The organism is Paludibacterium sp. B53371 (assembly GCF_018802765.1).
In the GTDB taxonomy this organism is placed as follows: Bacteria; Pseudomonadota; Gammaproteobacteria; order Burkholderiales; family Chromobacteriaceae; genus Paludibacterium.
Map to the genome: position 1 here is coordinate 539587 of NZ_CP069163.1, position 14051 is coordinate 553637.

Annotated in this window: 11 protein-coding genes; 8 read left to right on the plus strand and 3 right to left on the minus strand. The window is 61.9% G+C overall.

Annotated elements, in window-relative coordinates; genetic code table 11:
* The first annotated feature begins 85 nt into the window (after positions 1-85).
* Entirely contained in the window at positions 86-1363 is a 1278-nt protein-coding gene (gene tyrS, locus JNO51_RS02620; RefSeq protein ID WP_215781014.1) for a tyrosine--tRNA ligase, read from the plus strand.
* A gap of 62 nt (positions 1364-1425) precedes the next feature.
* On the opposite strand, the gene JNO51_RS02625 is transcribed toward tyrS, so the two are convergent.
* Both JNO51_RS02625 and JNO51_RS02630 read right to left on the minus strand, forming a co-directional pair.
* The gene (locus JNO51_RS02625) at positions 1426-3135 is read right to left on the minus strand and encodes an alpha/beta hydrolase (RefSeq protein WP_215781016.1); all 1710 of its coding nucleotides are present in this window, start codon (positions 3133-3135) and stop codon (positions 1426-1428) included.
* Between the two features lie 146 nt (positions 3136-3281).
* Entirely contained in the window at positions 3282-3674 is a 393-nt protein-coding gene (locus tag JNO51_RS02630) for a DoxX family protein (RefSeq protein ID WP_215781018.1), read from the minus strand.
* Positions 3675-3825: 151 nt separating this feature from the next.
* Here JNO51_RS02630 and JNO51_RS02635 point away from each other — a divergent pair, with 151 nt between their 5' ends.
* The 3 genes from JNO51_RS02635 to JNO51_RS02645 are packed head-to-tail and all read left to right on the plus strand — an operon-like array spanning position 3826 to position 6371.
* Positions 3826-4728, plus strand: a complete 903-nt coding sequence (locus tag JNO51_RS02635; RefSeq protein ID WP_215781021.1) for a LysR family transcriptional regulator — start codon at positions 3826-3828, stop codon at positions 4726-4728.
* Between the two features lie 60 nt (positions 4729-4788).
* On the plus strand, positions 4789-5361 hold the full coding sequence (locus tag JNO51_RS02640) for a cysteine hydrolase family protein (RefSeq protein WP_215781024.1): 573 nt from the start codon (positions 4789-4791) through the stop codon (positions 5359-5361).
* Entirely contained in the window at positions 5358-6371 is a 1014-nt protein-coding gene (locus tag JNO51_RS02645; RefSeq protein ID WP_215781026.1) for an FUSC family protein, read from the plus strand. Before JNO51_RS02640 ends, JNO51_RS02645 begins: the two co-directional genes overlap by 4 nt.
* 81 nt (positions 6372-6452) lie before the next feature.
* Here the strand turns inward: JNO51_RS02645 and JNO51_RS17525 are convergent, their stop codons facing one another.
* The gene (locus JNO51_RS17525) at positions 6453-8321 is read right to left on the minus strand and encodes a THUMP domain-containing protein (RefSeq protein ID WP_215781028.1); all 1869 of its coding nucleotides are present in this window, start codon (positions 8319-8321) and stop codon (positions 6453-6455) included.
* 114 nt (positions 8322-8435) lie between these two features.
* Between JNO51_RS17525 and mutY the strand changes: the two genes are divergently transcribed.
* The 4 genes from mutY (at position 8436) to deoA (ending at position 14043) form a co-directional block, all read left to right on the plus strand.
* Positions 8436-9482: an A/G-specific adenine glycosylase gene (gene mutY / locus JNO51_RS02655; RefSeq protein ID WP_215781030.1), complete on the plus strand. Its 1047-nt coding sequence runs from the start codon at positions 8436-8438 to the stop codon at positions 9480-9482.
* Positions 9483-9495: 13 nt separating this feature from the next.
* Entirely contained in the window at positions 9496-11700 is a 2205-nt protein-coding gene (locus tag JNO51_RS02660) for a bifunctional (p)ppGpp synthetase/guanosine-3',5'-bis(diphosphate) 3'-pyrophosphohydrolase (RefSeq protein ID WP_215781032.1), read from the plus strand.
* Positions 11701-11883: 183 nt separating this feature from the next.
* Complete coding sequence (gene deoC, locus JNO51_RS02665) at positions 11884-12660, plus strand: deoxyribose-phosphate aldolase (protein WP_215781035.1); 777 nt, start codon at positions 11884-11886, stop codon at positions 12658-12660.
* A 45-nt stretch (positions 12661-12705) separates the two neighbouring features.
* Positions 12706-14043, plus strand: coding sequence for a thymidine phosphorylase (deoA, locus tag JNO51_RS02670; RefSeq protein WP_215781037.1), 1338 nt, complete (start codon positions 12706-12708; stop codon positions 14041-14043).
* The last annotated feature ends 8 nt before the right edge of the window (positions 14044-14051 follow it).

A 14051-nucleotide genomic window follows, 5' to 3' on the forward strand; every position in this document is an offset into this window, starting at 1 on the left:
TTTGGACGGGGATGCAGAGCAGGCGGGTTATCCGCTAGAATGACCCATTCATTTGATGTCCCGACTTAGCGTAAGGAAGTAAGACATGTCTCAGCAGAATCTGATCAGCCAGCTGGAAGAACGAGGTCTCCTCGCCCAGGTATCCGACCGTGAAGCGCTGGAAGCGCAGTTGTCCGAGGGTATGGTGACCTTGTATTGCGGCTTTGATCCGACCGCTGACAGTCTGCATATCGGCCATCTGGTGCCGCTGTTGACGCTGAAGCGCTTTCAGCAGGCCGGTCACCGCCCGGTCGCGCTGGTCGGCGGTGCCACCGGCATGATCGGTGACCCCAGCTTCAAGGCTGCCGAGCGCAAGCTCAACACCCCGGATGTCACGGCCAGCTGGAGCGAGCGTATCCGCCAGCAGGTGTCGCCTTTCCTCGATTTTGACCGCGGCGCCAACAGCGCCATCGTCAGCAACAACTTCAACTGGTTCGGCAGCATGAACGTGCTGGATTTCCTGCGCGACATCGGCAAGCACTTTTCGGTCAATGCCATGATCAACAAGGAATCGGTCAAGCAGCGCATCAACCGCGATGAGGTGGGCATTTCCTTCACCGAGTTTTCCTACAGCCTGCTGCAGGGTTACGACTTCGTCGAGCTGAACCGTCTGCATCAGTGTCGCCTGCAGATCGGCGGCTCTGACCAGTGGGGCAATATCGCCTCCGGTATCGACCTGACCCGCCGTCTGAATCGCGAGCATGTTTTCGGTCTGACCCTGCCGTTGATCACCAAGTCCGATGGCACCAAATTCGGCAAGACCGAAACCGGGACCGTGTGGCTGGATCCGAAAAAGACCTCGCCCTACAAGTTCTACCAGTTCTGGCTCGGGACGGCTGATGCCGATGTTTACCGCTTCCTGGCGTTCTACACCTTCATGCCGATGAGCGAGATTCAGGCCATCGAGGCGGCCGACAAGGCGCGTGAGGGGGCCCCGGAGGCGCAGCGCATTCTGGCCGAACAGGTCACCACGCTGGTACACGGTGCCAGTGCACTGGAGGCCGCCAAGCGCATCAGCCAGAGCCTGTTCTCCGAAGACCAGCAATCGCTGACCGAGGATGACTTCGAGCAACTGGCGCTGGATGGCCTGCCGACCGTGCAACTGACCCTGGGCGAAGGCAATCTGATCGACGCGGTGGTGGCTGGTGGTCTGGCAACTTCGAAGAGCCAGGCACGAGGCTTTATCGAGAGCGGTGCCGTGGTGGTCAATGGGGCCAAGGTGACCGATCTGAGCTATGTCCTGCAGGCAGCCGATCAGCGCTTTGGTCGTTACACCCTGCTGCGTCGCGGCAAGAAGAACCACTGCCTGGTGGTCTGGGCCTGAGGTTTTGCCCGACAAAACGGAAAAAGCCCGGTACATTGCCGGGCTTTTTTGTCTGTGTGTCATTACCCCAGCACATACGTGCCCGGAGCGGGACCAAGTTGAGGGTAGTGCTTGCTGTCCAGCTTGAACGGGACCATGTCGCCGCTGCGAGGTGTCAGCCACTCCACCCAGCTGGGCCACCAGGAGCCTGCATGCGCTTCATGATGGGCCAGCCAGTAATCCGCGCTCTGTCCTTGCTGCGGCGTCCCCTGCCAGTATTGGCGCTTGGAGCCCGGTGACGGCGGATTGACGATGCCCAGGATGTGGCCCGAGGACGACAGGGTGAAGGTGATCGGTCCGCTGACATGCTGGGTCAGCTTCCAGGTCTGTTTCCACGGGGCGATGTGGTCCTCTTCGGTCGACACCATGAATAGTGGCGTTTCGATGCGTTGCAGATCAATCGGCTCACCGGCAATGACCAGGGCATCTGGCTGGCACAGCTTGTTGTGGTAGTAAAACTCGCGCAGATAAAAACTGTGCATCTGCTGCGGCATGCGCGTGGTATCCATGTTCCAGTAGAGAATGTCGAAGGCCCGCGGGGTTTCTCCCAGCAGATAATTGCCCACCCAGTAGTTCCAGACCAGACTGTTGGCCCGCAGCATGCGGAAACTGGACGCCATGTCCTTGCCGTCCAGATAACCACGTTGCGCCATCTTGCGCTCGACAAAATCCAGCCCCTCTTCGCCCAGGAATACCTCGATGTCGCCCGGGCGGGCGAAATCGGTCAGCGTGGTCAGCAGGGTGGCAGAGGCGACCTTGCCGGCCTGTTTGCGGGCGGCCAGCCAGGCCAGATAAGTGGCGGTCAGGGTACCGCCGATGCAATAGCCGGTGAGGTGGACCTGCTCGCTGCCGCTGATTTTGCGCGCCACTTCCACGATGCGGTCAATGCCGTCGTGGATGTAGTCGTCAAAGGCCAGGTCACGGGCTTCCTCACGCGGGTTTTTCCAGCTGGTGATGAAGACCGAGAAGCCCTGGCTGACCAGCCAGCTCACCATGCTCTTTTTGGCGTCCAGATCCAGAACGTAATATTTGTTGATCCACGGCGAGACGATGACGATCGGGACGGCGCGGACCTTTTCTGTGGTCGCCTGATAGTGCAGCACTTCCAGCAACGGGCCACGGTACACCACGGCGCCGGGGGTGGTGGCCAGATTGACGCCGACCTGGAAGGCGTCGCGGTCCGTCATGGCAATATCGCCGTGCTCCATATCGCGCAGGAAATTGCGCAGGCCGTTGAGCAGGCTCTCTCCCCCGGTTTCACGGGCTTTCTCCAGCGCTCGCGGATTGAAGGGCAGGTAGTTGGTCGGGGCCAGGGCGTTGAGGTATTGCCGCAGCCAGAAGGCACTGAGGTTACGCTCCTTGTCGCTCAGCTCCGGCGTGGCATACAGGGTGTCTTGCAGCCAGCGGGTATTGAACAGATACCATTCCTTGAGCATGTCCCAGCCGGGCTGGCTGCGCCAGGCTTCGTCGGCAAAGCGATCGTCGCTGGGGTTGGCCGGAAATTCGTCTTCGTCCCCCTCGCCCAGCAAGCGGCGCCAGGCCTGAGCCTGCCAGCGCAGGGCATCACTTTGCCAGTTGCCGATGGCATTCATCATGTCCTTGGGGTGCGACCACCAGGCCAGTTGTGCCTTGCCGATGATCGGGCCCAGTTCAAATGGGTCGATGGCCCGGTAGAGCTCTTCTGCCAGTGGGGGATGCCAATCCTCTTGCTGCACGCGCTCATGCTTGCCCATGTCGACCTCCTTTATTAAGTCTTCTCAATAAGTGTAGTAGCCATCTGGCAAATCACAGAGGATGTTGCGGTGCAAAATTGATTTGGGGCAAAAACAAACCCGCCCGTCGGCAGGCCGGCGGGCGGGCAGGATGAGGCAAGGCGGGATCAGGCGCCGGCGCGGTCGGACGGCTTGCCATTCCCCAGGAAGAACAGGGCGATCGAGGCGGCGATCAGGAAAGCTGAATACTCCCAGCCACCCCCCGGATTGGCGAACATCCAGCCATTGGCGCCATGAACCAGGACGATGGTGCCCAGCAGCAAGGGAACCAGGGCAATCGCCGCCCAGCGGGCCATGAAGCCGGACAACAGCAAGGCGGCACCGCCCAGCTCAGCCACGATGGCCAGGTAACCGACAAAGCCGGGAACCCCCAGGCTGGCAAAGAACTTGGCCGTACCGGCCGGGGTGAAGACAAACAGTTTGGTGGCGCCATGCGCCAGATACATCAGGCCCAGCGCAAGACGCAAACTCAGGCTGGCCAGTCTCGGGTTGGTGTTCATCTGTAACTCCTTGAAAGCAATCCATAAAAGGGCACGTGTTTTGGTGCATCCGGCAGGATGCTCGATGCCGTGCTGTTACCCCTATTAAAGCGGGTTTGCTTTGTTGAATAAATAGTTGTTCAATAAAAGCATTGTTTACCTGGAGGAAATTATGGATCGCTTCTCGGAAATTACGGCGTTTGTCACGGTGGCCGAGCAGGGTAGCTTTGTAGCGGCGGCTGAGCGCATGGGCTTATCACGTGCCATGGTGACCAAGCTGGTGTCTGCACTGGAGGCCCGACTCGGGGTGCGGCTGATGCATCGCACGACGCGGCGCCTGTCGCTGACGTCGGAAGGGGAGGCGTATCTGGCAGAGGCCGGCATGTTGCTGGGTGAGCTGGCAGCGCTGGAGGCGCGGCTGTCGCAAGGGGCGGCACAACCGGCAGGCCGCTTGCGCCTGACGGCGCCGGTGTCGCTTGGCGAGCGTTTTCTCGGCGCTGCATTGACCGAATTTTGCCGGCTGTATCCGCAGATCGAGATCGATCTGTCGCTGAATGACCGCCGTGTCGACCTGGTGGAGGATGGCTATGACCTGGCACTGCGCATCACCCGCCCTGGCGACTCCACGCTGATCGCGCGTCGACTGGTCAAGGTCAACGGGGCCATTGCCGCTTCGCCTGCCTATCTGGCCGAGCACGGCACCCCGCAACGCAAGGAGGATCTGGTCGACCACAATTGTCTGGTCTATACCCTGACGGATCAGGCCGGTTACTGGACCTTTGTCGATGCCGATGGCACCGAACGCCGGATCAAGGTGCAGGGCAGTCTGCGCGCCAATAACGGAGACTTGCTGATCGATGCCGCCGTCAATGGCATGGGCATCACGGTGCAGCCGCGCTTCCTGCTGGCCCGTGCGCTGGAGAGTGGGCAACTGGTCGAGATTCTGACGGAGTATGGACGTCTGCCGCTGGACCTGTATGCGGTGTACCCGGTACGGCGCCATGTGCCCGGCAAGGTGCGGGCCCTGGTCGAGTTTCTCCAGCAGTTTTTCCAGGAACGGCAGGCATTCTTCTGATTGAATTGTAATAATTAAATAGTTATGTTAAAGTAACTAAAGTTCAACAAGGAGAACACCATGAATACCGCGTTCATCGGGCTGGATTACATCGTCGACATCATGCATCCGAGTGGCAAGATTGCCGGTTCGGCTGCCCATGCCGCCGAGCGTGACGTGATTGGCAAGGCCAATCGTTTGCTGACGTTGGCCAGGGAGAAAAACTGGCTGTCGATTCTGGTCAAGGTCGGCTTTGCCGCCGGTTACCCGGATCAGCCCAAGCATTCGGCCATGTTCGGCCGGGCACATGAATTCGGCGCCTTGGAGCATGGCTCCGCCGGCATGCATTTCCACCCGGATCTGCACGCCGAACTGGCAGACATGGTGATCGTCAAGCCGCGTGTCAGTGCTTTCTACAGCACCAATCTCGAGGCTGCCCTGCGTGCCCGTCGCATCGAGCGCGTGGTGATTGCCGGTGTGAGCAGCTCCTGGGCGGTGCAGGCGGCGGCACGCGATGCGCATGACCGCGATTATCAGGTCGTGGTGGTGGAAGATGCCTGTGCAGCGGTCAATGATGAAGAGCACAAAGTGTCCATGGCCATGCTGTCGCGCATTGCCCGCATCATCACGACCGACGAGGTGGCATCGTTGTGAACTGGCTGGCTGAAATCCACCTCAGGCAGGCCGGGCGCTGTCTGATGGTGTTGATGCCGGTGTTATTGCTGTGGGTGATCAGCGGCGATGCGCTCTGGTTGCGCGCTGCCGTCATGGCCGTGGCGACGCTGATCGGGGTCGAGCGTGTACATCTGGCCCCGGCCGGAGTGTTACTGCAGGCACTTGCGGTCACAATGGGCTTCTTGCTGCTGTTCTTTGCCCTGCAGCAGCCGGTGCTGTTTGTATTGGGCTGCGGGCTGATGGCTGCGGCGGCCATCGGTCTTTCGGCGTTTGGGCGCAAATTGCGCTCGCTGGGAAATTTTGTCTTTATTCCTGCCTTGTACCTGGCCTGTGAAACCGCCGAAGGGCTGGTACCGGCACAGTTCGCCGCGCACGCGTGGCATTTCCTGCCTTATATGCTGATCAGCATGCTTCCGGTGTTGCTGCTGTCTCTGATTGAGCATCACCGGCGTGGCCGTCAGCAAGCCGCAGGGATGTGGCGCCACTATTTGTGCTGGCGCCACCAGCGCGATGCCGGAGAGGCCATGCCGGTTGCGGCGGCCATGCTGGCCGTCGGCCTGGCCGTGGCTTGTGCGGCTGCGCTAGTGGAATGGCAACAGCTGGGACATGGGCAGTGGGTGGTTTGGTCGGCCGCCAGCGTGGTGACCGGTGATGTTCTGTCATCGCGCCGCAAGCTGAGAGATCGTGGCCTTGGCGCACTGATTGGCGTGCCGCTGGGCATCGGCATCGGCAGCCTGTTACCGCACACCCCGGTGATGTATGCCCTGGTCGCTTTGGCCTCGGTGACGACGCTGGTGTCCTTTCACCGCTACATCGTTGGCTTTGCCGCGCGCTGTACTTGCGTGGCGTGTGCCCTGATTCTGCTGAATGAATCTGCCATGGTGGCATCGGAACGGCTGGTGAATGTGTTGCTGGGCGGCGTGATCGGGCTGGGATTTGTGCTGCTGGTCGACAGGCTGCTGCCTGCACCACGTATCCGTGTGGCCTGAAACAACCAGAAAAAGACCGGGGTCAGGTCTTGTTTTTTGCTGCAAAAAACAAGACCTGACCCCGGGTTGTGCGGTTGATGCTTACTTGCGGGCGCTGCCGGCGATCAGGGGCAGGACAAAGATGCGGCATTCCAGCGCGCCGTTATACAGCGGTACACGACGCTTGATGGTCAGCCGGATCAGTTTCTGCAGTCGCAGGTCACCGGTGAACAGATGGGCGGTCCAGCCGGCAAAATGCTGTTTCAGCCAGTCTCCTAATTTCGGGTACATCTCGGCCAGGGTGTCCTGTTCTTCCAGACGAACACCGTAGGGCGGGTTGGTGACGATCAGCCCTTGTTCAGCGTGGGGACGGGTGTCAAACACGTCCTTGACCTCGACCTCAACCAGTCCGCGCAAACCGGCGCGTTCCAGATTGGCCCGGGCGATGCTGACCATCTTGCGGTCGGCGTCGCTGCCGCGGATCGGCAGCGCCGTGGAGGGTTTCTCGGCCAGCCGGGCCTGTTCTCTCAACTGCTGCCAGGCGGCGGCATCAAAGGACTTCCACTTTTCGAAGGCAAAGTTGCGGGCACGGCCCGGTGCGCGATTCAGGGCGATATCGGCGGCTTCCACCAGGAAGGTGCCGCTGCCGCTCATCGGGTCCAGCAAGGGCTGGCTGCCATCGTAGCCTGCCAGCAGCAGGATGCCGGCCGCCAGGTTCTCGCGCAGCGGCGCTTCACCACTTTCTTTGCGCCAGCCTCGCTTAAACAGGGCGTCACCACTGCTGTCGAGATAGATCGAGGCCTCGGTCGGGCTGAGGAAGACCTGGATGCGCACGTCCGGCGCGCGGGTGTCAACGCTTGGCCGGCCCAGCTGCGCCTGACGGAAGCGGTCACATACCGCATCCTTGACGGTCAGCGAGACGTATTCCAGGCTCTTGACCCGGGCGCCGACGCCATCGGTCTTGACCTTGATGGTCCGGCTGACATCGAACTGTGCCGGCCAGTCGACCTGCATGGCCAGCGCATTGATGTCGCGCTCGTTCTGATAAGCGCCCTGTGCCAGGCGCAGCAGCACCCGGCTGGCCACCCGGCTGTGCAGGTTGAGCTGCATCATGGTGTGCAGTGAACCGCTGAAGCCGACGCCGCCATCGGCGACCTGGATGTTCTCGGCCCCCAGTTTTTGCAGTTCATGCTGCAGTACCGGCTCGAGGCCGCGCGGGCAGGGGGCAAAGAGGGCCAGGGCCGGGACAGGCTCGCCACGACGGCGTGTCTCGGCACTGCGGCGTTCGAATACCGGACGCTCGGTCGGCAGGGTATCGGTGGCGGGCAGTCCGCGGCGGGCGCTCGGGGCATGCCGGCTCGGCTGGCGCAGGCGTACCGGTGCATCAGACTGCGGTGCTTCAGTCGTCTCTGGTGCAGCCGGTGCGGGCGCGGCGGCCGGGACGTGGCCTTCTGCCGGTTTGATGAAGCGTCGGCGCGGTGCCGGGGTGGCGGCATCGGTGGCCTCTGCGCGCGCCGGGGCGGGTTCCTGAGCGGGCGGGGCGACGGCAGGGACGTGATCGGCGGCTGGCTTGATCAGCGAGCGGCGCGGCTTGCTTTGCGCCGGCGCGGGCGCAGGTGCCTCACGCGCCGGGCGGGGGGGCGGCGATGCCGTGACAGGCGGCGCAGCCTCATCCGCCGGTTTGATAAAGCGCCGACGTGTTGCCGGGGCTGGCTGTTCGACCGGCACCTCAACCGGGCGTGCCGCCTTGGCTTCTGGCGCCGGTTTGGTCTCGCGTTGCGGCGTTGTGCGACGGTTGTCCGCTTTGGCAAAGTGCGGCTTGCCGGCCTGTTCGGGCTGGCGGCGACGTGCTCCGGGGGGCGTTTCGGCTGCCGGTGCCGGCTTGGGCGTCGGTGCGGCGGGCGCGTGTCGTTCGTCGCGCTTGCCGTCGCGGCGCTGGCTGGCGCGCTGGCGTGAGCGGAAGGTGGCCATAAAAAATCCCCGGAATGTTTAAAGCAGTATTTTAGCGGATTTTTATCTTCCCTTCTTGGTGCTGTTTTGCGATTGCGCTAACATAACCGGTTAAATTTTCATTTTTGGGCATTCATGGAGCAGCAGCAATTTGCCAGTCGGCTGATTCAGTGGCAGCAGCGCCATGGGCGCCATGATTTGCCTTGGCAGGTGCGGGACCCTTATCGCGTCTGGCTGTCGGAAATCATGCTGCAGCAGACCCAGGTGGCCTCGGTGCTGCAGTATTACGCTCGCTTCCTGCAGGCTTTTCCAACGGTCGACGCGCTGGCAGCGGCGCCTCAGGACGAGGTTCTGGCGTTGTGGAGTGGCCTGGGGTATTACAGTCGGGCGCGCAATCTGCACCGTGCGGCACGCATGGTGATGGACGAGTTCGGCGGCGCGTTTCCTGCCTCGCGCAGCGAGCTGGAGCGTCTGCCGGGCGTGGGGCGTTCGACGGCGGCGGCGATTGCCGCCTTTGCCTTCGACCGCCGCGAGGCGATTCTGGACGGCAACGTCAAACGCGTGTTGACGCGGGTGTTCGGCATAGAGGGTTTTCCTGGTGACAAGCCGGTCGAGAATCGTCTGTGGGCGCTGGCGGAGCGTCTCCTGCCCGAGCAGGGGATGGTTGCCTATACCCAGGGTCTGATGGATCTCGGCGCCACCGTCTGTCTGCGCGGCAAGCCGCAATGTGTGGCGTGCCCGATGGCGGATTTCTGTGTGGCCAATGCCCAGGGCCGGCAGGCCGAGTTGCCGGTGCGCAAGGCCAAAAAGGCGCAGCCGCTGCGTCAGGTGATGATGGTGCTGGCGGTTTGCCAGGGACGGGTGTATCTGCAGCGTCGGCCGGATAGCGGTATCTGGGGCGGTTTGCTGTCCTTGCCCGAGTGTGCTGACAGCAGTGAGGCCGAAGCCTGGCTGGCGCGGCATGGTGAGGGGGATTTGCTGCCTTCCTGGCCGGAAATGACGCATGTGTTTACCCATTTTCGCCTGCAGATCACGCCGCAGCCGATCCGGCTGTCGCGCTGCTGGCCCGGGGTGGAGCCGGAAGCCGGTGCCTGCTGGCTTCCGGTCGATGAGGCGTTGGCCGCGGGTGTGCCGACGCCGGTCGGCAAGCTGCTGAAGCAGTGGCTGGCCGGGTTGAACTGAAAGTAAAGAGAATATGGTTTCTGTCGTCCGATCTGTCGCTGATACGCTGGCGGATGCTGCCAATCCGGAGCGTTGGCTGGAACAGCTGTCGTCGTCCCTGACGGATGCCGATCGCGCCATGCTGGCGCGGGCCTTTGCCGAGGCGCGCACCTTGTATGCCGATCGTTGTCTGCCATCGACGGGTGAGGATGTCTTCAGCCATGCGGTTTCCGCTGCCGCCATTGTGGCGGATCTGAATTTGCTGCCGGATGCCATTGCCGCGACCCTGCTGTTTTGTGTGCCGGACTTTATGCCCGACTGGCAGGTCTGGCTCAACGAGCAATTCAATCCCACGGTGGCCATCCTGGTGGAAGGGGCCAGCCGTGTGCGCCGCCTGACCGAGCTGGCTCATATCGATCATCTGGATACCCCGGAGGAGCGTGCGCGCCAGGCAGAGACCATGCGCAAGATGCTGCTGGCGATGGTGGCCGATATCCGCGTGGTGTTGATCAAGCTGGCATGGCGTACCCAGACCATGCATTACCTGGTGCATTGTGACGAGCCGGTCAGACGGCGCATTGCCCAGGAAACCATGGATGTGTTTGCGCCGCTGGCCAACCGCCTGGGCGTCTGGCAGATCAAGTGGGAGCTGGAGGATCTGGGGTTCCGCCATCAGGACCCGGATAACTACAAGAAGATTGCCCGCCTGCTGGATGAACGCCGGCTGGAGCGTATCGACTATATCGAGCGCGTGCTGGAAGCCCTGCGCCAGGAGCTGAAGAAGGCCGGGATCCACGGTGAGGTGGCCGGCCGTCCGAAGCATATCTACAGCATCTGGCGCAAGATGCGCAAAAAGAATCTGGATTTCAATGAGTTGTACGATATCCGGGCGGTGCGGGTGCTGGTGGATACGGTACAGGATTGCTATACCGTATTAGGCCTGATGCACAGTATGTGGCAGCCGATTCCGGGTGAGTTCGACGATTATATTTCCCACCCCAAGGCCAATGATTATCGCAGTCTGCACACGGCGGTGATCGGGCCGGAAGACCGTGGCATCGAGGTGCAGATCCGTACCTTCCAGATGCACGAGCATGCCGAGTTCGGCGTGGCGGCCCACTGGCGCTACAAGGAAGGCGGCAAGGGGGATGCACAGTATGAGGAGAAGATTTCCTGGTTGCGTCAGCTGCTCGACTGGCGCGAGGAGATCTCCGACCGTTCCGGACTGGCTGACGCCTTCAAGACTGAGCTGTTTGCCGACACCATCTACGTGCTGACACCTGCCGGTCGCGTGCTGGCTCTGCCCACGGGCGCGACGCCGATCGACTTTGCGTATGCGGTGCACAGTAATGTGGGTGATCGTTGCCGCGGCGCCAAGGTGGATGGCCAGATCGTGCCGCTGTCGACGCCGCTGCAAAATGGGCAGCGCGTCGAGATCCTCACTGCCAAGGAAGGCGGGCCGAGTGTCAACTGGCTGCATGAAGGCTGGGTCAAGAGTCACAGGGCCATTGCCAAGATCCGGCAGTATATTCGTCTGCAGAACGCAGACGTGGTGCGCGAAACCGGCCGCCAGCTGTTTGAGAAGGAGCTGGTGCGCCATGCCCATGCCCGGCCGAATCTGACGCAACTGGCCGAGAAGCTGGGGTTTGAAAAGCTGGATGATCTGTATGCCGCGCTGGGACATGGCGAACTGACGCTGCGGCTGGTGGCTCAGGCGCTGGAAAGCTTTGCCCCGCCGCCCGCCCCGAAGGAAGTGGCGCCGGAAGATCTGGTCAAGGCCAGCAAGGGCAGTCACGATGCCGGCGGGATCCTGATTGAGGGGGTGAACAACCTGATGACGGTGCTGGCGGGCTGCTGCAAGCCGGCGCCGCCCGATGCGGTGATGGGCTTTGTGACGAAGGGCCGAGGCATTTCGATCCACCGTGCCGGTTGTCAGACACTCAAGCGTTTGTCGGCTCAGGCGCCGGAGCGGCTGATCGCCGCCGACTGGGGCGAGCAGAAGAACAGTATTTTCCCGATCGACATCGAGGTGGTCGCGCAAGACCGGCACGGTCTGTTGCGCGATATCTCGGATGTGTTGTCACGGGAGAAGCTGAATGTGATTGGCGTGCACACCCAGAGCAAGGATCTCAAGGCGCTGATGCGCTTCACCGTCGAAGTGCGACAGGTGAGCGAGATCAACCGGGTGCTGGCGCATGTGATGGATGTCACTGGCGTTATCGAGGCCCGGCGCTGCTAGGGCCCCTCTGAACCAGCTATTTTTCGTGATGCCCGGGCTGTGGGGCATTTGCCCCAGGCCCGGCTTTTCCCGTTGCTTTATTCAAATAGCAATTGATTTCACGTGAAGATAAAGTCCATAATTTCTTCTTGTTGTTTTACTCATTGCTAGTATCCATTTTTCGTTAGAAAAGAGAGGGACGAAATGTCCGATTTGGTTTTGGCCGCCCGGCGCGCCTTGTCTTTGATGGATTTGACGACCCTGAATGACGACGATACCGATGGCAAGGTCGCCGATCTGAGCCGCAAGGCGGCGGGTCCGGCCGGCAAGGTCGCCGCAGTATGCGTCTTTCCGCGTTTTGTCCCGATCGCCAAAAAGACGCTGCGTGAGCAGGGGACGCCCGATGTGCTGGTCGCCACGGTGACCAATTTCCCGCACGGTAACCCGGATGTGGCCGTGGCGGTGGAAGAAACCCGCGAGGCGGTTGCGCTGGGGGCCGACGAAGTGGACGTGGTGTTCCCGTACCGGGCCCTGATGGAAGGCAATGCCGATCTGGGCGCCCGCCTGGTGGCGGCCTGCAAGCAAGCTTGCGGCAGCGCGGCTCAGCTCAAAGTGATCATCGAGAGCGGCGAGCTGAAAGACCCGGCACTGATTCGCCAGGCCAGCCTGATTTCGATTGAGGCCGGTGCCGATTTCATCAAGACTTCGACCGGCAAGGTTCCGGTCAATGCCACGCTGGAGGCCGCCGAGATCATGTTGCAGGCCATCAAGGACAGCGGGCGTGATTGTGGTTTCAAGGCGGCTGGCGGCGTGCGCAGTGCCGCCGAGGCCGCTGAGTACCTGGCGCTGGCCGAACGCATCATGGGGAAAGACTGGGTCAGCCCGGCCCACTTCCGCTTCGGTGCCTCCAGCCTGCTGGCCAGCCTGGAAAGTACGCTGGGTGTCGGAAGTGCCCAGCAACAAAACAACGCAGCATATTGATGACAGGCGCCCCTCGCGGGCGCTTTCTGGTTGAAGGAGCAGGGAATGTTTCTGCCGCAGGAGTTCATTGTCAAAAAGCGCGACAACAAGGCGTTGTCGTTGAGCGAAATTCAGCAGTTCGTCCAGGGGATTACCGATGGTTCGGTCGCCGACAGCCAGATTTCGGCTTTCGCGATGGCGGTTTTCTTCAACGACCTGACGCTGGATGAAAACGTCGGCCTGACCATGGCCATGCGTGACTCGGGTCGCCGCATGCAATGGTCGGATCTGCATTTGCCGGGCCCGGTGCTGGACAAGCACTCGACCGGCGGGGTGGGCGACGTGGTGTCGCTGATGCTCGGGCCGATGATTGCTGCCTGCGGTGGCTTCGTGCCGATGATTTCCGGCCGTGGTCTGGGCCATACCGGCGGTACGCTGGACAAGCTGTCGGCCATTCCGGGTTATGACCCGTTCCCGACTGCCGAGAATTTCCGTCGCATCGTCAAGGAGGTCGGTGTGTCGATCATTGGTCAGACCAATGACCTGGCACCGGCCGATCGCCGTTTCTACGCCACCCGTGATGTGACCGGTACGGTGGAGTCGATTGCGCTGATTACCGCTTCGATCCTGTCGAAGAAGCTGGCTGCCGGACTGGATGTGCTGGTGATGGACGTCAAGACCGGGACCGGCGCTTTCATGCCGACCTTCGAGTTGTCGAAGGCGCTGGCCGAGCGGATCGTCCGTGTCGGCAATGGTGCGGGCGTCAAGACCAGTGCCCTGGTGACCGATATGAACCAGTCGCTGGCGACCTGTGCCGGTAACTCGATCGAAACCGCCGAGGCTGTGCGCTACCTGACCGGCGAAGTCCGTTCTGATCGTCTGCATGAAGTGACCATGGCGCTGTGTGCCGAGATGCTGATTGCCGGTGGCCTGGCGCGTGATGTGGCCGAGGCCAGTGCCCGTCTGCAGCAGGCGCTGGACAGCGGCCGTGCGGCCGAGATCTTCGGCAAGATGGTGGCCACCATGGGGGGGCCGGCCGATTTCGTCGAAAACTATGCCAAGTATCTGGCGCCGGCACCGCTGGTACGCCCGGTGTTCGCACCCGAAGCCGGATTTGTGTCGGCGACCGATACCCGCGGTCTGGGCATGGCCGTGTGTGCGCTGGGTGGTGGCCGTCGTCAGGCTGCCGATGTGCTGGATTATCGTGTCGGCCTGACCGATCTGGTGGCCCTGGGACAAAAGGTCGACAGCCAGACCCCGCTGGCGGTGGTGCATGCCGCCGACGAGGCCGGTTTCGAAGAGGCCAAGCGCCGTGTGCTGGCAGCCGTCAGCATTGGTGCGACGCCGGTCGCCCGTCCCGAGCAGGTGCATTGCATCCTGCGCGAGGGTGATCTGAAGAACTGATGGAGGAG

Excerpts from the sequence above, each read along its gene's own strand:
- JNO51_RS02635 (WP_215781021.1), top strand. The coding sequence starts at position 3,826 with ATGGATCGCTTCTCGGAAATTACGGCGTTTGTCACGGTGGCCGAGCAG.
- tyrS (WP_215781014.1), top strand. The coding sequence starts at position 86 with ATGTCTCAGCAGAATCTGATCAGCCAGCTGGAAGAACGAGGTCTCCTC.
- deoC (WP_215781035.1), top strand. The coding sequence starts at position 11,884 with ATGTCCGATTTGGTTTTGGCCGCCCGGCGCGCCTTGTCTTTGATGGAT.
- JNO51_RS02630 (WP_215781018.1), bottom strand. The coding sequence starts at position 3,674 with ATGAACACCAACCCGAGACTGGCCAGCCTGAGTTTGCGTCTTGCGCTG.
- JNO51_RS02660 (WP_215781032.1), top strand. The coding sequence starts at position 9,496 with ATGGTTTCTGTCGTCCGATCTGTCGCTGATACGCTGGCGGATGCTGCC.
- mutY (WP_215781030.1), top strand. The coding sequence starts at position 8,436 with ATGGAGCAGCAGCAATTTGCCAGTCGGCTGATTCAGTGGCAGCAGCGC.
- JNO51_RS02640 (WP_215781024.1), top strand. The coding sequence starts at position 4,789 with ATGAATACCGCGTTCATCGGGCTGGATTACATCGTCGACATCATGCAT.
- JNO51_RS17525 (WP_215781028.1), bottom strand. The coding sequence starts at position 8,321 with ATGGCCACCTTCCGCTCACGCCAGCGCGCCAGCCAGCGCCGCGACGGC.
- JNO51_RS02625 (WP_215781016.1), bottom strand. The coding sequence starts at position 3,135 with ATGGGCAAGCATGAGCGCGTGCAGCAAGAGGATTGGCATCCCCCACTG.
- deoA (WP_215781037.1), top strand. The coding sequence starts at position 12,706 with ATGTTTCTGCCGCAGGAGTTCATTGTCAAAAAGCGCGACAACAAGGCG.